Annotated in this window: 17 protein-coding genes; 4 read left to right on the top strand and 13 right to left on the bottom strand. The window is 72.8% G+C overall.

Features of this window, described 5'->3' with window-relative positions; translation table 11 throughout:
- Positions 1–13 precede the first annotated feature (13 nt).
- From AB0M29_RS26265 to gmd, 4 genes are all read right to left on the bottom strand, one after another.
- Positions 14–838, bottom strand: a complete 825-nt coding sequence (locus AB0M29_RS26265; protein ID WP_365386709.1) for a glycosyltransferase family 2 protein — start codon at positions 836–838, stop codon at positions 14–16.
- Positions 835–1,596, bottom strand: a complete 762-nt coding sequence (locus AB0M29_RS26260; protein WP_365386706.1) for a hypothetical protein — start codon at positions 1,594–1,596, stop codon at positions 835–837. Before AB0M29_RS26260 ends, AB0M29_RS26265 begins: the two co-directional genes overlap by 4 nt.
- On the bottom strand, positions 1,593–3,812 hold the full coding sequence (locus AB0M29_RS26255; RefSeq protein WP_365386704.1) for a LamG-like jellyroll fold domain-containing protein: 2,220 nt from the start codon (positions 3,810–3,812) through the stop codon (positions 1,593–1,595). The genes AB0M29_RS26260 and AB0M29_RS26255 overlap by 4 nt, the downstream gene beginning before the upstream one ends.
- A 154-nt stretch (positions 3,813–3,966) precedes the next feature.
- Entirely contained in the window at positions 3,967–4,980 is a 1,014-nt protein-coding gene (gmd, locus tag AB0M29_RS26250) for a GDP-mannose 4,6-dehydratase (protein WP_365386703.1), read from the bottom strand.
- Positions 4,981–5,044: 64 nt separating this feature from the next.
- Between gmd and AB0M29_RS26245 the strand changes: the two genes are divergently transcribed.
- Positions 5,045–6,034: a GDP-L-fucose synthase gene (locus tag AB0M29_RS26245; RefSeq protein ID WP_365386701.1), complete on the top strand. Its 990-nt coding sequence runs from the start codon at positions 5,045–5,047 to the stop codon at positions 6,032–6,034.
- A 7-nt stretch (positions 6,035–6,041) separates the two neighbouring features.
- Here the strand turns inward: AB0M29_RS26245 and AB0M29_RS26240 are convergent, their stop codons facing one another.
- A complete protein-coding gene (locus AB0M29_RS26240) occupies positions 6,042–7,445 on the bottom strand; it encodes a sugar transferase (protein ID WP_365386765.1) in 1,404 nt (467 codons plus the stop codon).
- A 505-nt stretch (positions 7,446–7,950) separates the two neighbouring features.
- On the opposite strand from AB0M29_RS26240, the gene AB0M29_RS26235 reads away from it, so the two are divergent.
- Positions 7,951–8,922: a small ribosomal subunit Rsm22 family protein gene (locus AB0M29_RS26235; RefSeq protein ID WP_365386764.1), complete on the top strand. Its 972-nt coding sequence runs from the start codon at positions 7,951–7,953 to the stop codon at positions 8,920–8,922.
- A gap of 8 nt (positions 8,923–8,930) precedes the next feature.
- Here AB0M29_RS26235 and corA read toward each other — a convergent pair whose 3' ends face one another.
- From corA to AB0M29_RS26215, 4 genes are all read right to left on the bottom strand, one after another.
- On the bottom strand, positions 8,931–10,040 hold the full coding sequence (gene corA / locus AB0M29_RS26230; RefSeq protein ID WP_365386699.1) for a magnesium/cobalt transporter CorA: 1,110 nt from the start codon (positions 10,038–10,040) through the stop codon (positions 8,931–8,933).
- Entirely contained in the window at positions 10,037–11,641 is a 1,605-nt protein-coding gene (locus tag AB0M29_RS26225; RefSeq protein ID WP_365386697.1) for an NAD(P)/FAD-dependent oxidoreductase, read from the bottom strand. Before AB0M29_RS26225 ends, corA begins: the two co-directional genes overlap by 4 nt.
- A gap of 10 nt (positions 11,642–11,651) precedes the next feature.
- Positions 11,652–12,557, bottom strand: coding sequence for a dimethylargininase (gene ddaH, locus AB0M29_RS26220; protein ID WP_365386696.1), 906 nt, complete (start codon positions 12,555–12,557; stop codon positions 11,652–11,654).
- A 159-nt stretch (positions 12,558–12,716) separates the two neighbouring features.
- A complete protein-coding gene (locus AB0M29_RS26215; RefSeq protein WP_365386694.1) occupies positions 12,717–13,385 on the bottom strand; it encodes a biliverdin-producing heme oxygenase in 669 nt (222 codons plus the stop codon).
- A 187-nt stretch (positions 13,386–13,572) separates the two neighbouring features.
- On the opposite strand from AB0M29_RS26215, the gene AB0M29_RS26210 reads away from it, so the two are divergent.
- On the top strand, positions 13,573–14,322 hold the full coding sequence (locus AB0M29_RS26210) for a bifunctional DNA primase/polymerase (RefSeq protein WP_365386692.1): 750 nt from the start codon (positions 13,573–13,575) through the stop codon (positions 14,320–14,322).
- 21 nt (positions 14,323–14,343) lie between these two features.
- Here AB0M29_RS26210 and AB0M29_RS26205 read toward each other — a convergent pair whose 3' ends face one another.
- Positions 14,344–15,330 (bottom strand): hypothetical protein, encoded by a 987-nt coding sequence (locus AB0M29_RS26205; RefSeq protein ID WP_365386690.1) that lies wholly within the window; start codon positions 15,328–15,330, stop codon positions 14,344–14,346.
- A gap of 81 nt (positions 15,331–15,411) precedes the next feature.
- Complete coding sequence (gene map / locus AB0M29_RS26200; protein WP_365386689.1) at positions 15,412–16,269, bottom strand: type I methionyl aminopeptidase; 858 nt, start codon at positions 16,267–16,269, stop codon at positions 15,412–15,414.
- 80 nt (positions 16,270–16,349) lie between these two features.
- On the opposite strand from map, the gene AB0M29_RS26195 reads away from it, so the two are divergent.
- Positions 16,350–16,568: a hypothetical protein gene (locus AB0M29_RS26195; RefSeq protein WP_365386686.1), complete on the top strand. Its 219-nt coding sequence runs from the start codon at positions 16,350–16,352 to the stop codon at positions 16,566–16,568.
- Positions 16,569–16,572: 4 nt separating this feature from the next.
- Here the strand turns inward: AB0M29_RS26195 and AB0M29_RS26190 are convergent, their stop codons facing one another.
- Positions 16,573–17,826 (bottom strand): MFS transporter, encoded by a 1,254-nt coding sequence (locus tag AB0M29_RS26190; RefSeq protein WP_365386762.1) that lies wholly within the window; start codon positions 17,824–17,826, stop codon positions 16,573–16,575.
- Positions 17,827–18,094: 268 nt separating this feature from the next.
- Positions 18,095–18,676 (bottom strand): hypothetical protein, encoded by a 582-nt coding sequence (locus AB0M29_RS26185; protein WP_365386684.1) that lies wholly within the window; start codon positions 18,674–18,676, stop codon positions 18,095–18,097.
- Between the last annotated feature and the right edge of the window lie 85 nt (positions 18,677–18,761).

Below are 18,761 nucleotides of genomic sequence, written 5' to 3'. Positions count from 1 at the left end.
CCGGGGAACGGGCTCAGGACGGCCGCTGCTCGCGCGTCTTGAGCCCGATCTGCCAGCGGTAGAAGCTCATCGCGAGCGCGTAGTCGAAGCCCGCCCGCCCGTCGAGGAAGCCGCGCTTGTAGACGTAGGCGTACGCGAACGACACCAGCGGCTTGAACGGCGCCTTGTGGAAGAGCTGGCCCTGGCGCGTCTTGACCTGCCGGATCTCCTCCTTGACCGCCGGGTTGAGCTCCAGCCACGCCTCCCAGTCCGAGTAGCGGTTGTGCCGCTCGAACCAGGTGCGCACCGGGTCCAGGTCCTCGTGCTCGATGGGGGAGCGCAGCCGGGCCGCCGACGGGGCGACCGGCTGGTAGTGGCCCTCCTGCTCGCCCATGCCCGGCGCGTCGAGGTCGCCGACCTCGGGGAAGTGGCAGCGGGTGCGGTCCAGCAGCGCCCGCTTGACGATGGTGTAGCCGTGCCGCAGCCGCCGCCCGGCGAACCAGTAGCCCAGCGGGATGTCGAAGGCCGCCACCGACGGCGGCCCGGCCGCGAAGGCGGTCCGCAGCTCGGCCAGCAGCTCCGGGCTGGGTGTCTCGTCGCCGTCGAGGAAGAGCAGCCACGGGATCTCCGGCCGCACATGGTCCAGGCACCACTGCTTCTTCTTGGGGTACTTGCCGTCCCAGGCGTACTCGACCACCTCGGCGCCGAGCCCGGCGGCGATCTTGCAGGTGTCGTCGGTGCTCGCCGAGTCGACGACCACCACGGCCTGGACGTGGTCGATGACCGACGACACCGTACGGGCGATGTTCTCCGCCTCGTTCTTGGTCGGTATCGCCACGACGATGGGGAGTGTGCTCATCGGGTCCCTCCGGACGCCAGCCAGGCGTAGCACCCGCTGGAAGTGACGCCGCGCGCGGCGGCGGTGACGGTCAGCTGGGCCGTGGCGCCGTTGGTGCCCGTGGACCGGCCCGAGGACAGGACGGCGCCGCTCGCGCCGGTGACCCGCCAGGTGCAGGACGGCGACGGGTGCGGCGCGCGGTAGACGCCCGGCGCCACGGAGGTGCCCGGCACGGCCTTCGCCGCCACCGTGAAGCCGCCGTCGGCGAAGCCGTGGGCGGCGGCGTCGATCACCGGCTGCTGCGCCGGGCAGAGGGCGGCGACGGCCGGCGCCGCGCCCGCCATGCTGATGTCCCCGGTCACGACGGCGCTCGCCGCCGCGTCCTTGTCGGTCCGCGCGGTACGCGCCAGCCGGTCGCAGATCTCCTGGCCGCCTTCGAGCACCGCCGCCGGATCGGTGCCCTTGGGTACCCGGCCGGACAGATACGACTTCTGGACGGCGCTGAAGTGGCCGCCGCCGGGCGGGGTGAGCTGCGCGTCCGGCACCTTCGGCGCGTCGGCGGCCGAACCGGGCGCCTCGGTGCCGCCGTTCGGCGCGGCGCCCGGGGACGCAGGGGCGGACACCGTGGCGCCGGGGCCGTGCGGTGTGCCCGCCCCGCCGCTGGCGCCGCCGCTTCCGCCGCCGCAGCCGCCGAGCAGCACCGCCGCCGCCGTCACGAGGACGGCGGTGGCGGTGGCCGTACGGCGGCCGCGGCGTGCCCCGCGCGAGGCGAGCCTCACCCGGCGCTCCCGAGCGCGTAGTGCTGTGCGACCTGGGCGGCGGACAGCACCGACGGGTAGACCGCGGTCTCGTCGACGGACCCGGCGAAGAACGCGCTGGACGGCGCCGACGGCCAGCCGTTGAGGTTGTCCCAGCCGACGTGCCAGTAGCCCTGGTAGTTCTGGCTGGTGGTGACCGACGCGTCGGACGCCCGCAGCACCCCGTCCACGTACAGCTTCATGCCGTCCGCGCCCTGGGTGGCCACCACGTGGTGCCAGCCGCCGTCGTTGTAGGTGCCCGGGGTGGTGACGATGCGGGTGGCGCCGGTGTAGACGCCGAAGATCAGCCGGCCCGCGTCCGTCATGTAGACGTGCTTGTCGTAGTTGCCGCTCACATGCGTGGAGTTGCTGCCGAAGCCGATGATCTTGCCGCCCGTGGTGGTGGTCGTCCTGAACCACGTCTCGATGCTGTACGTGCTCGGCGTCGGGTGCAGCCGGTCGCTGTAGGTCCACTGCGAGGAGCCGTCGAAGGTGTACGCCTTCGAGCCGGGCACCGCGCCGGGAGTGACGCCGTGCAGCGGGCCGCCGACGCTGATGCCGCTGTCGTCACCGGGGGAGGAGTCCGCGTTGTACGAGCCGGAGGCCGCGTCGTACCGCCAGTACAGGCCGGCGCCGTCGGCGAGCACCTGCGTCGGGTACGCCTCCGCGGTCGCGGGGACGGTGACCGAGGCGTTGGGCGACAGGGCGCTGGTGTTGGTGCCGTCGCTCGCCGACACCCGGTAGGTGTACTTCACGCCGGGCGTGACATTGGTGTCGGTGTAGGTGAGCTGCGGGCGCACCCACGGCAGCGAGCTGCCGGTGGTGGTATAGACGGGCGTGGTGCCGCCGTTGCGGTAGACCCGGTAGGTCAGCAGGCCGTCGTCGAGGTCGGTGCTGGACTGCCAGCTCACCTTCACCGAACCCGGGCCGATGCTGGTCACCGAGGTCTGCGGCAGCGAGGGCGCGCCGGTGTCGGGGCCGCTGGCGAAGCGGGTCAGGCCCTGCTGGGCGACGCCGTTGACGGTGGTGAACTCGCCGCCCACCCACAGGTAGTCGGTGCCGCCGGAGGAGGCCAGCGCCATCACCCGCGGGCCGATCTTCTCGCCGATGCCGTCGTTGGTGTCGGGGAACCAGGACAGCAGGTGCGGGTCGGTGACCGACTCCGCGAGCAGGTGCTTGCGCACCGAGTCCGGGTACTCGCCCATGCTGGAGCAGTCGTGCGCGTGGCTGCCGCTGTAGAGCACCGTCCGGTAGACCGCCACCGTCTGGGTGGCGCCCAGGCAGGTGTCCCGCCAGATCTGCTGGAAGTCGGTGAGGCTGAAGGCGATCCGGCCGTCGAAGACCCCGCCGCCGGTGCCCTCGTTGCCGGTGTAGAAGCTGTTGCTCGCCGGGTCCACCACGATGGTCTTGGTGACCGAGGTCGGGTCGATGAAGCCGGGCGGGTACGCCTTGACCAGTGCGCCCGTGGTGGTGTCGACGACGGCCAGCGAGTGCGAGGCGACACCGTCGACGGTGTCGAAGTCGCCGCCGAGGATGGCGTCCTGGCCGTTGGGTGTCAGCGCCAGCGCCCGGCCCGGCTCGTCGGCGTCCGGTGCCCACGGCAGCAGCGTGCCGTCGGTGGCGACGGCCGCGTACCGGCCCCTGGCCTGGCCGTTGACCGCGGTGACGTCACCGCCGAAGTACACCGCGCCGGCGCTCGCGGCGATGGTCCGCACCGTCGCGGTGACCGCGGGGTGGAACGACGCGATGGGTGTGCAGGTGGCGATGTCGATGGCCGCGAGGCTGTTCGCGCTCACGCCGTTGACCTGGCTGAAGAAGCCGCCCGCGTAGAGCGTGCGGCCGTCGGGAGAGACCGCGAGCGCCCGTACGGTGGCGTTGGCGGAGCCGACGGTGAAGCTGAGGTTGCAGCCGGTCGGCGCGCCCGTCGCGGCGTCGAAGGCCGCGAAGTTGGCCACCGGCGTCTCGCTGGTTCCGGCGGCCGCCCCCGCGGGCCGGATCGCCGAGAACGTTCCCGCGGTGAAGACCGTGCCCCCCGACTGGGCCATCGCCCAGACGACCCCGTTGGTCTGGTAGGTGCTGAGATTGTCCGCCGTGAGACCGACGGGTGGTTGGAGTGCGGTCGCCGACGGCGACGCCATCACCCCCAGCGTCGCGGCCGCCAGAGCGATGGCAGCCGAGAACACCGGCAATTTACGCATGAGTTGCCCCCCAGGCACCTGATGATTCGCGACGGGTCACTTCCGCCGTCGTGATGACGGGCAGATTAGGCGTATCCACGCCCCCCGGTCTGCCCTTTTGTCGAAAACGGAGAGCGGCGGTCCGGCGGCCCGGCCGCCGGCGCCACCGCACGGGTCAGCGGTCGATGCGGACGTTCGCCCCCGCCAGTTGGTCCGCGACCTGACGAATGTCCGCGTCGACCATGATCCTGGCGAGTTCGGCCACCTTGACCTGCGCCTCCCAGCCGAGCAGGTCGCGCGCCTTGCTCGCGTCGCCGATCAGCGCGTCCACCTCGCTGGGCCGCTCGTACTTGGGGTCGTAGCGGACGTGCTCGGCCCAGTCCAGGCCCGCGTGCGCGAAGGCGACCTCGACGAACTGCCGTACGGTGGCCGCCTCCCCGGTGGCCACCACGTAGTCCTCGGGCTCGTCGCGCTGCAGCATCCGCCACATCGCGTCCACGTACTCCGGCGCGTAGCCCCAGTCGCGTACCGCGTCCAGGTTGCCCAGGTAGAGCCGGTCCTGCAGGCCCGCCTGGATACGGGCGATGGCCCGGGTGATCTTGCGGGTCACGAAGGTCTCACCGCGGCGCGGCGACTCGTGGTTGAACAGGATGCCGTTGACGGCGTACATCCCGTACGCCTCGCGGTAGTTCACCGTCGCCCAGTAGCCGAAGACCTTGGCGCAGCCGTACGGGCTGCGCGGGTGGAACGGGGTGCGCTCGTTCTGCGGCGGCGGGGCGGCGCCGAACATCTCCGAGGACGACGCCTGGTAGATGCGCGCGGTGCTGCCGCTGGCCCTGACCGCCTCCAGCAGCCGCAGGGTGGACAGCCCCGTGACGTCGCCGGTGTAGAGCGGCGCGTCGAAGGAGACCCTGACGTGCGACTGGGCGCCCAGGTTGTAGACCTCGTCGGGCTGCAGGTCGCGCAGCAGGTTCACCAGGGCGACACCGTCGGCCAGATCCGCGTGGTGCAGCACGAAGGAACGATTCTGCTCCTGCGGATCCTGGTAGATGTGGTCGATCCGCTCGGTGTTGAAGGTCGACGAGCGGCGCACGATGCCGTGCACGGTGTAGCCCTTGGCCAGCAGCAGCTCGGCCAGGTACGAACCGTCCTGACCGGTGACGCCGGTGATGAGCGCGATCTTGCCCACGCGATTCCCCCCACTGTTCTGGTTGCGCTGTAGTGCGTAGATGTGTCCTGGCACAATGCCATTCATGACTGAGCTACTCCAGACCGGCGCCAGGATCTTCGTCGCCGGGCACCGCGGTCTGGTCGGTTCCGCGGTGGCCCGCCGGCTCACCTCCGACGGGTACCAGGTGCTCACCCGCGGGCGCGCCGAGCTGGATCTGCGCGACGCGGCCGCCACCGCAGCGTATCTGCGGGACGCCAGGCCGGACGCGGTGGTGCTGGCCGCGGCCAAGGTCGGCGGCATCATGGCCAACTCGACCCAGCCGGTGCAGTTCCTGGAGGACAACCTCAGGATCCAGCTCAGCGTCATCGCCGGAGCCCACGAGGCGGGCGTCGCCCGGCTGCTCTTCCTCGGCTCCTCCTGCATCTACCCGAAGCTGGCGCCCCAGCCGATCCGCGAGGACGCGCTGCTCACCGGCCCGCTGGAGCCCACCAACGAGGCGTACGCGCTGGCCAAGATCGCCGGGATCGTGCAGATCCAGTCCTACCGCAGGCAGTACGGCGCCTCGTACATCTCCGCCATGCCGACCAATCTCTACGGTCCGGGCGACAACTTCGACCTCGCGACCTCGCATGTGCTGCCCGCGCTGATCCGGCGCTTCCACGAGGCGGCGCGGGACGGTGTGCCGGAGCTGACCCTGTGGGGCAGCGGCACACCGCGCCGCGAGTTCCTGCACGTGGACGACCTCGCCGCGGCCTGCGCGCTGCTGCTGCGGGCCTACGACGGCGACGAGCCGGTGAACGTCGGCTGCGGCGAGGACCTCACCATCCGCGAACTCGCCGAGACCGTACGGGACGTCGTCGGCTACCGCGGCGCGATCGGCTGGGACACCGGCAAGCCCGACGGCACCCCGCGCAAACTGCTCGACGTCTCCCGGCTGCAGGCGCTCGGCTGGAAGCCGCGGATCGCGCTGCGGGACGGTATCGAGGCGGTCTACACGCAGTGGCGCGCGGAAGCCGGAGCCGAGGCCGGTGAGGCCGCGGCCGATCGCGCCGGTATCACCACTCACTCGTAGGAAACCATCAGTACGCCCCGCGCCCGTCCACCACGGCGCGCAGGGTGCGGGCCATCACGTCCACGTCACCCGTGAACGACCAGTTGTCGACGTAGCGCAGATCCAGTGCGAGGGTCTCGTCCCAGGACAGCTCGGAGCGGCCGCTGACCTGCCACAGCCCGGTGATGCCCGGCTTGACCGACAGCCGCCGCACCTCGATCTCGTCGTACTGCGCGACCTCGTCGGGCAGCGGCGGGCGCGGGCCGACCATGGACATCTCGCCGCGCAGCACGTTGAACAGTTGCGGGAGTTCGTCGAGCGAGGCGCGGCGCAGCCAGAAGCCGATCCGGGTGACCCGGGGGTCGCGGCGCATCTTGAACATCAGGCCGTCGTTCTCGTTGGCACCGGTCAACTCGGCCTTGCGGGCCTCCGCGTCCACCACCATGGTGCGGAACTTCCACATGGTGAACGGCTCGCAGTTCTGGCCGTAGCGGATCTGCTTGTGGAAGGCGGGACCCGGGGTGGTGCACCGGATGGCGAGGGCCACCAGCGCGAACACCGGGGCGAGCAGCAGCAGTCCGAGTGCGGCGCCGGTACGGTCCAGGGCCGATTTGAGGGCCACCTGGAGGCCGTGCCGGGTGGGCGGGGCGATGTGCAGCATGGTGAGCCCCGCGGGCGCGTCCAGCTGCACCCGGCGGACCGCCACGTCGATCAGGCCGGGCAGCACCGCGAGCGGCAGACCCGCGTCGTGCAGCGACCAGGACAGCCGGCGCAGCCGCTCGGCCGACAGCCGCGGTCCCGGGGCCACCAGGACGAGTTCGGCGCCCAGGTCGCGGGCCGCGCGCAGCACGATCCCGGCGTCCTCGGACAGCCCTTCCGGGTCGACGGAGCGCAGCCGCGCGCTGACCGGCGCCCCGCACTCCAGCTTGGCGCTGCCCACCGGCACCACCCCGACCACCACGTAGGCGTGTTCGGTCCTGGCCGCCAGATGGCCCACGACATGGTCGGCGGCGCTCGGTTCGCCGATCACCAGTACCCGGCGGACCGCCTGGGCCTCCCGGCGCGCGCGGACGAGATGGCGGTGGGTGACCTTGTGGCAGACCACGGTCAGCACCGGTGCGGCGGTCAGCGCGGCGAGCGCCACGGACGGTTCCGAGATCTCGTCGAAGGCGGCCCTGGCCACGGCGAGCACGCCGAGCAGCACCAGCCAGTCGGAGAGCACGGGCGAGGCGCCCTGCGACTCGCCCAGGGTGTCGGCGCCGTAGCGGTGCCGGGACGCCCGCACGGCGATCCAGGCGATCGCCGCGGCCACCGCGCAGACCAGCGGGTGCGGCTGGCCGGTGGAGCGGAAGACCAGTGCGACCGGGACCGCGATCCCGAGCAGGTCGACGGCGAGGGCGAACGGCAGGTACCACCGCGCCTTGTCGCTCAGGGCGCCGTGTCCGCCGTGCGTGGCGTGCCTGCCGTGGGCGGCGGGCGGCGCGGGTTGGGTTCCGGATACGGGACGGCCGCCGGGAGCTGGGTGGTTCCCGGCGACGGACGGGGTTCCGGAGACCGTATGGGTTCCGGGCACACGGAAGGCACCGGTGGCCCCCGATGCCTTTGCGCTGTGAGCGTGCGGAGCCGTGCTCCGCTCGGGTCTCGCCTCCGTGCTTCTCGGTACTACCGGTATTGCCGGGTTTTCTCCGACACGCCGCATGGACCCCCCAGGCACATCGCGACCGACTGGGCGGTCTACCACTTCCCCAAGTGGTAGTGCGCCCGTGATATCAGCGAACGCTAGGCCAAAAGGGTGGTTCTGCGCTGCGGTTTACGCATAGTCGAGCCGATGTTATGACCGAGTTAACACGCCTATGGCGCGAAGATGGCCACAGGGTGTAACGGGGCGGCTACGCTGGCCGACGCCTTTACAGTGGTCGCTTGTGTCCACAGTCCACATCCCCGATGACCTGCGCGGCGCCCTGTCCGGGCAACTCGCCGCCACCGCGCCGAGCCGGGCGGCCGCGGCCGTCGACCGGCTGATCGAGACCTACCGCGGTACGACACCGACCGCGGCGCCCATCCTGCGTGACGCGGCGGACGTCGCGGCCTATGCCGCGTACCGTATGCCCGCCACCTATGCCGCTTTCCGTACGGCACTTGCGGCATTCCGCTTGCGGGCTCCGGAGTGGACTCCGGGCACGCATCTCGACCTCGGCGGCGGCACCGGAGCGGCCACCTGGGCGGTGGCCGACGCGTGGCCGGACGCGGCGTACGACAGCACCGTCCTCGACTGGGCGCAGCCCGCGCTGGACCTCGGCCGGGAGCTGGCCCGCGGCGCCGGGGCACCCGCCGTACGCGGCGCGCGATGGATGCGGGCGCCGCTCGGCGGCGCGCCCCGGCTGCCCGCCGCCGATCTGGTCACCATTTCGTACGTGCTCGGCGAACTGACCGCCGCCGACCGGGTGTCGCTGGTCGACGCGGCGGCCGGAGCGGCGCTCGGCGCGGTGGTGGTCGCCGAGCCCGGCACCCCCGACGGCTACGCCCGGATCATCGAGGCCCGTACCCGGCTGCTCGCCGCCGGGTACACCGTCCTCGCCCCGTGCCCGCACGACGGGACCTGCCCGGTCACCGGCACCGACTGGTGCCACTTCGCCGCCCGGGTGCCGCGCAGCTCGCTGCACCGCCAGGTCAAGGGCGGCTCGCTGAACTACGAGGACGAGAAGTTCAGTTACGTCGCCGCCGCCCGCTTCCCGGCCGCCCCGGCTCCCGCCCGCGTCGTCCGCCACCCCCAGATCCGCAAGGGCCAGGTCCTCCTCGACCTGTGCACCCCCGACAACGCCCTCACCCGCGAGACCGTCACCAAACGCCACGGCGACCGCTACCGCGCGGCCCGCGACACCAACTGGGGCGACACCTGGGAGGGATAACCCCCCTTCTACAGCCAGCCGTAGCGGCGGAAGGCGCGGTAGCAGAGCACCGACAGGGTCGCGGTGACGCCCAGCATCAGGGGGTAGCCGAAGGACCAGCCCAGTTCGGGCATGTGGCGGAAGTTCATGCCGTAGAAGCCGGCGATCATCGTGGGGATGGCGAGGATCGCGGCGCCCGCGCTGATGCGGCGCATGTCGACGTTCTGCTGGACCGCGAGTTGGCTGAGATTCGCCGCCAGCAGGCCGTCCACCAGCTCGCCGTAGCCCGCGAGGCGCTCGCGGACCTGGGTGAGGTGGTCGGCGACGTCGCGCAGGTAGCGGCCGACCTCGGCTCCGATCAGCTGGTCGGGCTCCTCGCTGAGCCGCTGCAGCGGGCGGGCCATCGGGTGCACCGCCCGCTTGAACTCGATGAGCTCCCGCTTGAGCTGGTAGATCCGCTCGGCGTCGTCGCCGTGCGAGGCCGAGAAGACGTCCGACTCCAGCTCGTCCACGTCCAGCTCGACCGCGTCGGCCACGTCCAGGTAGTCGTCGACCACCTGGTCGGTGATGGCGTGCAGCACGGCCGCCGGGCCGTGCGCCAGCATCTCCGGGCGGCTCTCCAGGGACCTGCGGACCCTGGACAGGCCCGGCGCGCTGCCGTGCCGTACGACCACTACGAAGTCCGCGCCGAGGAAGATCATCAGCTCACCGGTGTCGACCACCTCGCTGGTCGCCGTCAGCTTCTCGTGCTCGACGAAGACGATGGTCTTGATCACCAGGAAGAGCGTGTCGCCGTACCGCTCCAGCTTCGGCCGCTGGTGCGCGGTCACCGCGTCCTCGACCGCCAGCGGGTGCAGCCCGAACACCTCGGCGATCTCCGCCAGATGCTCCGCCTCCGGCTCGTGCAGCCCGATCCAGGCGAAGCCGCCCGGCTGCTTCCTGGCCTCCTCCAGCGCCTCGCGCGGCGGCAGCGAGGCGGTCCGCCGGCCGTCGGTGTACACCGCGCAGTCGACGACGACGTCCGCCGTGCAGCGCTGCGGCTGCTCGGCCTTGCCGTCCTCGGTGAGGGTGTGCCATTTGCCGCCGCCGCGCCGCCACTGGCGGCCGATCACCGGCCGGTGGTGTGTCCGTGTGCTCATCGTTCGCTCTCCAGTACCGCCATGGCCGCGTTGTGCCCCGGGATGCCGCTGACGCCGCCGCCGCGGACCGCGCCCGCGCCGCAGAGGAAGACGTTCCCATACGGGGTGCCGACACCCCAGCGCCCTGTGGCGTAGCTCACTGCCCCGTCCTCCGCTTGCGTAACCGTCCCGCCGTGCGGCTCCTCGTACGGCCAGGACAGGTCGCGGTGGAAGATGTGGCCGCCGGGCAGGCCGACCTCGCGCTCCAGGTCGAGCGGCGACTTCGCCTCCAGGCACGGCCTGCCGTCGGCGTCGAGCGCCAGGCAGTCCTCCAGCGGCTCGGCCAGCACCGCGTCGAGCTGCGCCAGCGTCGCCTTCAGCAGCGCGTCCTTCGCCCCGGCCGGATCCGCGGCGAACAGCCGGGCGGGCGCGTGCAGCCCGAACAGGGTCAGGGTGTGCACGCCCTGCTCCGCCAGCTCGGGGGAGAGGATCGACGGGTCGGTCAGGCTGTGGCAGTAGATCTCCGACGGCGGGGCGTCCGGCAGCCGCCCGGCCGCCGCCTGCTCGTACGCCGTCTGGAGCTGCCGGTACGACTCCGCGATGTGGAAGGTCCCGGCGAACGCCTCGCGCGGGTCGACGGCGCTGTCCCGCAGCCGTGGCAGCCTGCGCAGCAGCATGTTGACCTTGAGCTGGGCGCCCTCGGGCTTCTCCGCCTCCGGCCGCGGCTCGCCGAGCAGCCCGGCCAGGGTGTGCGGCGCGGCGTTCACCAGGACGTGGCGGGCGCCGACCGTGGCGGAGCCCGTGCCGTCGTCGTAGCTGACCTCCGCGCGGGCGCCGTCCGCCGCCACAGCGGTCACCTCGGCGCCGGTGACGATCTCCGCGCCCGCGGCGCGGGCCGCCTGCGCCAGCGCGTCGGTGAAGGCGCCCATGCCGCCGATCGGCACGTCCCAGTCGCCGGTGCCGCCGCCGATCACGTGGTAGAGGAAGCAGCGGTTCTGCCGCAGCGACGGGTCGTGGGCATGGGTGAAGGTGCCGATCAGCGCGTCGGTGAGGACCACACCGCGCACCAGGTCGTCGGCGAAGGCCGCCTCGACGCTCTCGCCCAGCGGCCGCTCGAACAGCGTCTCCCAGGCCGCGCTGTCGGCCACCGTCCGCTCCAGCTCGGCCCGCGACGGCAGCGGCCCGGTCAGCGTCGGGAAGACCCGCTCGGCGACCCGCTGCGTCATCCCGTAGAACCGCTCCCAGGCGTCGAAGTCCCGGTCGGAGCCGGTCAGCCGGACGAACTGTTCCCGGGTGCGGCCCGCGTCCCCGGCGTCCACCAGCAGCCCCGTGTCGCCCTGCGGGGTGTACGAGGAGATCCGGCGGCGGCGGACCGCGAAGCGCAGCCCCAGCTCGTCGGTGATCTGCCGGGGCAGCAGGCTGACCAGGTACGAGTAGCGGGACAGCCGGGCGTCCACCCCGGCGAAGGCCCGGGTGGACACCGCCGCGCCACCTGTCGCGGGCAGCCGCTCCAGCAGCAGGACGCTGCGGCCCGCGCGGGCGAGGTAGGCGGCGGCGACCAGTCCGTTGTGGCCGCCGCCGACGATCACGGCGTCGTACGAAGCGCGCGTTGGTTTGACCATGCGCCGCACCCTACGTGGCGGGCGGGCGCAGCTCCATCGTGCAGCACTTCACACTGCCGCCTGCCTTGTGCAGCTCGGACATGTCCACCGGGACGGGCTCGAAGCCGCGCTCCCGCAGCGGCGCGAGCAGGCCGCCCGCGGTGAGCGGCAGCAGGACGTTGCGCCCGTCACTGACCGCGTTCAGGCCGAGCGCGGCGGCGTCCTCCGCGGTGGCCAGCAGCGCGTCGGGGAAGAGCCGGGCCAGCACGGACCGGCTGCCGGGCGAGAACGCGCCCGGGTAGTACATGATCTCCTCGCGGGTGTCGTCCAGCACCGCCAGCGCCGTGTCCAGGTGGTAGTAGCGCGGGTCGGTCAGCTCCAGCCCGATCACCGGCCGGCCGAAGAACTCCTGGGCCTCCGAGTGGGACAGGGTGCTGCTGCGGAAGCCCTGCCCGGCCAGGATCCAGTTCGAGGTGACGGCGAAGTCGCCCTCGGCCTCGTTGATGTGCACCGGTTCGCGGGCGTCGGTGAAGCCGTGCTCCCGGAACCAGGCGAGGTGCGCGGGTGCCTCGGCGGCCCGCTCGGGGTTGGCGAACCTGGCGCCGAGCACCAGGCCGTCCACGACCGTGGCGCCGTTGGCGGCGAAGACCATGTCCGGCAGGTCCGCGACCGGGTCGAGGATCTCCACGGTGTGGCCGAGCGCCCGGTAGCGGTCGCGCAGGTCCTCCCACTGGAAGAGGGCGAGCGCCGGATCCACCGGCTTGGTGGGGTCCATCCACGGGTTGATGGAGTACGTGACGCGGAAGTGGGCCGGCGGGCACATCAGGTACCGGCGGGGTGTCGCGATGCGCAAAGGGGGCTCCTCGGAGGGTGGTTGAGTGCCTGACTCGCACGACGCGTGTCCCCCCGGGGGACGGTCGGCCCGCCGGGAGGACACAGGGTCTTCAGCTGCATTGTGCGCCGCGACACGCCTTTCGCGCGCGGGTTATGCGCGGGCTCGTGCCCGGACTTGGGTGGCGCCGGTGGGGACCCCGCCGCGAACCGGGTGCGGCCCCGGTGCGGTCCCGTTCTCAGGCCCCGCTCTCGGGCCCCGCTCTCAGCCGGTCAGCGGGAAGGCGGCGCCCAGGTCCGCGAAGACGGCGGTGTTGAGCGCGAAGGCGTTGCGGCACTCGTCCACCACCCGCCGCTTCTCCGGCCCGTCGACGGCCAGCCCGTCCAGCAGCGCGCGGTACTCGCGCTTGAAGGCGGCCGGGTTGGCGATGGCCTCGAAGACGTAGAAGCGCACCCCGTCGCCCTTCCCGCGGAAGCCCCAGGTGCGCTCGGCGATGCCGCGGATCACCTGGCCGCCGGAGAGGTCGCCGAGGTAGCGGGTGTAGTGGTGGGCCACGTATCCGGCGGGCCAGCTCGCGGCCAGCTCGGTGACGCGGGCGGCGTACCGCGCGGTGGACGGCAGCGCGGTGGCGCGCGCCCGCCAGCCCGCGCCGAGCAGATGGCCCAGATCCCGCTCCAGCGCCGCCACCCGTGCCAGCTCGGGGCGGAGGAACGGCCCCGCGACCGGGTCGCCCGCCAGCCGCGCGGCGCCGTCCTCCAGTGCCCGGTAGACGAACCAGAGCTGCTCGGTGTAGCGCGCGTACGCCGCCACGCCGAGCCGCCCGCCGAGCATGTCGCCCATGAAGGCGGAGCTCTCGGCCTCCAGGTGCCGGTCCTGGCTGGCGGCGCGGATCACGGCCGAGAAGGGGGCCGTCGTCGAAGGGGTCGGGGCCAACGGAACCTCCGTGTGCGGGGTCGGCGGGCGCACGCGAGCGTACACGGTTGCCGACACAATGTCGGAATCCCTCCCGTGGGAAGACTTCCACCCCGGGTGGGTGTTCATTCCTGGCAAGAGGGAGGATGTCCTCCACCACCCGCGTACCGTTGTCAGCGGGACGGGTGGGGACGAGGGAAGGAGCTCGATGGCAGGCAAGAGCAGGTTGTCCGACTGGTTGCGCCGCCGTCCGGAGGGCGCTTCGGGCACCGCCCGCGCCTCCCGCGCCACCCGGGCCTCGCGTGCGGCAGCCGCCGCCGACCTCCTGCGTGACGAGCTGATCCACGCGGCGGCCGCCGCCTCGTTCCCCGTCGCTCCCGCCGCTCATCCCGAGGGTTTCGGCTGTTCGTGCGACCGGATCGGCTGTCCGATCCCCGGCCTCCACCCGGTCTCACTCGCCTGGCAGACCCAGGCGAGCACCGACCGGGAGAAGATCGACCGGTGGCTGCGCGGCCAGCCGCGGGCCAACTTCATCACCGCCACCGGCATCAACCACGACGTGCTCGACGTCCCCGCCGAGGCCGGCCGCCTCGCGCTCGAACGGCTCACCGCCGACGGCGCCACCGTCGGCCCGGTCGCCGCCCAGGGCGCCGACCGGCTGCTCTTCTTCACCGCCACCCGCGGCACCCCCGCCGACGAGGACGAATGGTGGCCCTGCGCGCTGGACTGCAACCCCGAGACGCGCGACGAGCACCCCGGCATCCGCTGGCACTGCCGGGGCAGCTACGTCCTGCTGCCGCCCGCCGTGCTGCCGTCCGGCAGCAGCGTGGACTGGCTCCCGGGCCTCGGCCCCGACCTGCCGCTGCCCGACCCGCTGCCGGTGCTCGACGTCCTCACCGACGCCTGCGCCCAGTTCGACTACGAGCCGGAGCCGGAGACCCCGGCCTGGAGCCGCTAGGGCCCGTCCCCTGGGGTACGGTCACTCGCCCTTCGCCGACACCAGCCCGACCAGCCGGCTGACGAAGACGACCTTGCCGCCGCCCAGACCGCTCCCGTCGGCGCCCGCGGGCACCGTCACCGCCTCCTGGCCGGTGTGCGAGAGCGTCACCGAGGTCTGCGGCGTCCCGGTCATCAGCGCCCTGGTGTCCGCGTCGACCGTCAGCCGGTAGCCCGCCCGGTAGGTGGCGCGGGACTGGTGGTGCGAGGCGAAGAAGACCAGCGCGCCGCCGTCCTTGGTCCGCAGCGCCACCGGCGTGAACTCACCGCCCCCCGCGGCCTGGTCGGCGTACTGCGTCACCGAGACCGAGGAGCGGGTGTGGGCCGCGCGGGTCGCCCGCAGCGCCGAGGTGGCCTCGCCGCTCGCGAACACCCGGGTCGCCGCCGGGCCCTTCTGCAGATACGACGCGTAGGTGGCGCTCAACTGCGCGGGCTGCACCAGCAGATCGGTGCCCGCCACGGGCAGCGCCACCGCGTGGCCGTCCTTGTCGGTGGCGAAGGCGGGCACCTCGTTCTTCGCCGCCACCGCCAGGAAGTCCGCCTTCCACGGCTGGCCCGCGGCGAACCGCCGGAATACCAGCAGCCAGCGCGCGTCCCCGCTGCGGTTGGTGGCGGTGTCCGCCACGAAGAACTTCGGCCAGCCGCGCTGCTGGGGGATCACGAAGTGCGCGTCGGAGAAGGCCAGCGCCGAGAAGGCGGGGTTCCCGTCCGGATGGCTCGCGTGCTTGGCCCGCACGCCCGCCTCGTCTATCGCGCCGAGCGGCCCGCCCTCGATCCGGGTGATCAGCGCCGGGTCGTACACCCGCGTCGCGTCGTTGTTGACCGAGGCGAAGTGGGCGAGCGCCCGGGCGGCCTCCGCGGACGTCACCGACGGGATGTCCGCGCGCTCGCCGTGCACCGTCACGCAGCCGGCCAGCGGCAGGGTCAGCGCGGCCGCGGCGGCCCCGAGGCACAAGGTGCGGCGGTTCATGGCGCGTTGGCTCCTTCGGTACCGGCGGCGGGGCGCGGGGGAGTGGTGCGGAAACGCCGCAACCCTACCGGGAGCCCGCGGTCACGGGAGCGTGAGGACCTCGGCTCCGCTCGCGGTGACGACCATGGTGTGCTCGAACTGCGCCGTGCGCTTGCGGTCCTTGGTCACCACCGTCCAGCCGTCCTCCCACATGTCGTACTCGTGGGTGCCCAGGGTGAGCATCGGCTCGATGGTGAAGGTCATTCCCTCGCGCATCACCGTCGTGGCCCGCGGGTCGTCGTAGTGCGGCACGATCAGCCCGGAGTGGAACGAGGTGTTGATGCCGTGGCCGGTGAAGTCCCGCACCACGCCGTAGCCGAACCGCTTCGCGTACGACTCGATGACCCGGCCGATCACATTGATCTGCCGCCCGGGCCGTACCGCCTTGATCGCCCGGTCCAGCGACTCGCGGGTCCGCTCCACCAGCAGCCGCGACTCCTCGTCCACGTCGCCGACGAAGTACGTGGCGTTGCAGTCGCCGTGCACACCGTGGATGTACGCCGTCACGTCCAGGTTCACGATGTCGCCGTCACGCAGGACCGTCGAATCGGGGATGCCGTGGCAGATCACCTCGTTGACCGAGGTGCACAGCGACTTGGGGAAGCCGCGGTAGCCGAGGTCGGAGGGGTACGCCCGGTGGTCGACCATGTACTCGTGCGCGATCCGGTCCAGCTCGTCGGTGGTGACACCGGGTGCGATGGCCTTGGCGGCCGCCTCCATCGCCTGGGCCGCGATCCGCGAGGCGATCCGCATCCGGTCGACGGTCTCCGCGTCCTGCACCTCGGGCCCGGTGTACGGCGTCGGCGCCGGCTTTCCCACGTACTCGGGACGCGGGATCGCGGCCGGTACGTGCCGGGTGGGGGAGAGCTTGCCGGGGACGAGCAGCGACTGACCAGACATGCCGACGAGTGTATCCGCGGCCGATCGGGCAAGCTGGCGGGAGGGAGCCGCTTTCGCGGCGCCCGACCAGGGAGACGATCATGGCGGTGTTCAGGGTGAAGAAGCCGGTGGGCAAACCGGGCGAGTGGTTCTACTGCCTCAAGCACAAGAAGGCGGAGGAGGGGCCCGAGTGCGCCTCCAAGGACCGCTTCGGCCCGTACCCGTCACGGGAGGCGGCCGAGCACGCGATGGAGAAGGTCGCGGACCGCAATCTCGAGTGGGACACCGATCCGCGGTGGAACGACAGGACCGGCGACTGACCGGTCAGACGGCGGAGGGGTCGGTGAGGGGGCTCGGGTTCGGGGTGGGGTCCGTCGGGGGCGCGGTCCGCGCGTCGTAGGACATCAGCTTCGGGAGCGCCGTGGCCAGTGCCGCGACGGCGGCGACGCAGGCGAGGCCGCCCGACCAGACCGAGGCGCGGACGCCCGCGAGCGCGGCCACGCTGCCGGAGCGGAGCTGGCCGAGCTGCGGGCCCACCGAGTACGACAGCAGCTCGATCCCGGCGAGCCGTCCGCGCAGGGCGTCGGGGATCGTCTGGTTCCACATCGTGGAGCGCCCCACGCCGCTGATCATGTCGCAGCCGCCCGCCACCGCCAGGCAGAGCAGCACCAGCCAGATCTCGTCCGCCCAGCCCGCCGCGGCCATCGCCACCCCCCAGCCCACCGCGGCGTACACCACCATCCGGCCGTGCCGGTGCACCCGCGAGGTCCAGCCGCTGGTCACACTCACCGCCAGCGAGCCGATCGACCCGGCGGCGTACATCAGGCCTAGTGACCAGGGCGCGTGCAGGTCGTCGGCGAGGAACGGGAAGATCGCCGCCGGGTAGGCGAAGAACATCGCGGCCAGGTCGATCACGTACGTGCCCAGCAGTTCCTTGCGGCTCCAGGCGTACGCCGCGCCCTCCGCGATCGAGCGCAGGGAGGGCGGCTTCGCGTCGTGGGCGGCGGGGGAGCGGCGCAGGCCGAGGCCGACGGCGACGGAGAACACGAAGGTCGCCGTGTCGGCGGCGTACGCCCAGGAGAGGCCGGCGTACGCGATCACCAGGCCGGCCACGGACGGGCCCGCGATGGCGCCGACCTGCCAGCGCAGGGAGTTCAGCGCCGCGGCGGCGGCGAGCTGGTCGCGGGGGACGATGCGGGGCACGATCGCGTCCAGGGCCGGGCGTTGCAGGCCGGTCAGCGCGCTCGACAGCGCGGCCACCACGTAGAGCGGCCACACCGCCGGGTGCGGCAGCAGCGTGTTGGCCAGCAGTGCCGCCGCCAGCAGGCCCTGGGCCGCCTCGGTGGCGTTGATCAGCAGCTTGCGGTCCATGGCGTCGGCCAGGGCGCCGCCGTACAGCCCGAAGACGATCAGTGGCACCAGTTCCACGGCGCCGACCGCGCCGACGGCCACCGCCGACCCGGTCAGGTCCTTGAGCTGTACCGGCACCGCGACGAACGTCAGAAAACTGCCGAAGTTCGTGACCACCCCCGCCAGCCACAGCCGCCGGAAGTCCGCCGAACTCCGCCAGGCACCCATATCCGGCAACACCCGCCGCGCCACACCGCTCACGGCCCCGCATGCTCCCCGCCTCCGGCGCACCTCAGCAACCCGTTTTCGGCGTCGGCCGGGCCGGTCGGTGGGTCGCGGGGCCTCCGGGGGAGGGGGTCGGAATCGGATATTTACGTGCCTGGCGGCCCACAAATATCCGGCAGCATTCCGACCCCCTCCCCCTCCGCCCCCGCTCCCGCTCGGCGCCACATCCCGGTCCCCCCGCCCCGGCCAGCGGCGCCCCCTCCCCGCCCGCCTACCAGCGAGGTGGGGGTGTCGTGAAGTGGGTGGTGACGTCGGTGAGGCGGGTGGGGGGTGGGGGGGTGGTGGGGGTGGTGGAGATGAGGTGTTGGGCGAGATCGAAGGTGAGGGGGTGGTCGGTGGGGGCGATGGTGAGGGCAGTGTGGGTGAGGGAGTGGAGGTCGGTGGCGTCGGGGGAGGCGTCGAGGGCGAGGAGGGTGGCTCCGGCGCGGCGGGCGTCGGCGAGACGTTCGAGGAGGTCGGGGGCGGGTGGGCCGGGAGCGACGACGAGGAGCGTCTCGCCGCGGCCGGCGGCGGTGAGGCGGGCGACGTCGACGGCGAGGTGGCGCGGGGCGCCGGGCGGCACCCGGTGCCGGACGAGGGTGGGGGCCAGCTCGGGCAGGCCGCTCCAGGCCGCCTCCTCGTCGAGGTGCGCCGCCAGATGCCACGGCTCGTACTCCGCGGTGCCCACCAGCAGCAGCCCCCCGGACCCCCGCCGTACCGCCGCGCGCAGCGTCCCGCCGAAGTCCCGGGTGGCCCGCAGCCACTCGGAACCGGCCAGCACCTCGCGCAGCACCGCGACCCGTAAGGCGTCCATGGCACGGCATCCTCCCGCGCCCGGAGTGATACGCGCCACCGAACGCCGTCGAACACCGCCGCGCGCTGCCAAGGACCCCGCCGAC

It is taken from the genome of Streptomyces sp. NPDC051976, from assembly GCF_040680795.1.
Classification (GTDB): Bacteria; Actinomycetota; Actinomycetes; order Streptomycetales; family Streptomycetaceae; genus Actinacidiphila.
This window is presented reverse-complemented; position numbering and strand designations above follow the sequence as displayed.

Bases quoted from the DNA above. Each gene is read 5' to 3' on its own strand.
- AB0M29_RS26195 (WP_365386686.1), top strand. From the start codon at position 16,350: ATGGCGGTGTTCAGGGTGAAGAAGCCGGTGGGCAAACCGGGCGAGTGG.
- AB0M29_RS26210 (WP_365386692.1), top strand. From the start codon at position 13,573: ATGGCAGGCAAGAGCAGGTTGTCCGACTGGTTGCGCCGCCGTCCGGAG.
- AB0M29_RS26245 (WP_365386701.1), top strand. From the start codon at position 5,045: ATGACTGAGCTACTCCAGACCGGCGCCAGGATCTTCGTCGCCGGGCAC.
- AB0M29_RS26265 (WP_365386709.1), bottom strand. From the start codon at position 838: ATGAGCACACTCCCCATCGTCGTGGCGATACCGACCAAGAACGAGGCG.
- AB0M29_RS26225 (WP_365386697.1), bottom strand. From the start codon at position 11,641: ATGGTCAAACCAACGCGCGCTTCGTACGACGCCGTGATCGTCGGCGGC.
- AB0M29_RS26205 (WP_365386690.1), bottom strand. From the start codon at position 15,330: ATGAACCGCCGCACCTTGTGCCTCGGGGCCGCCGCGGCCGCGCTGACC.
- corA (WP_365386699.1), bottom strand. From the start codon at position 10,040: ATGAGCACACGGACACACCACCGGCCGGTGATCGGCCGCCAGTGGCGG.
- map (WP_365386689.1), bottom strand. From the start codon at position 16,269: ATGTCTGGTCAGTCGCTGCTCGTCCCCGGCAAGCTCTCCCCCACCCGG.
- AB0M29_RS26185 (WP_365386684.1), bottom strand. From the start codon at position 18,676: ATGGACGCCTTACGGGTCGCGGTGCTGCGCGAGGTGCTGGCCGGTTCC.
- AB0M29_RS26190 (WP_365386762.1), bottom strand. From the start codon at position 17,826: ATGGGTGCCTGGCGGAGTTCGGCGGACTTCCGGCGGCTGTGGCTGGCG.
- AB0M29_RS26255 (WP_365386704.1), bottom strand. From the start codon at position 3,812: ATGCGTAAATTGCCGGTGTTCTCGGCTGCCATCGCTCTGGCGGCCGCG.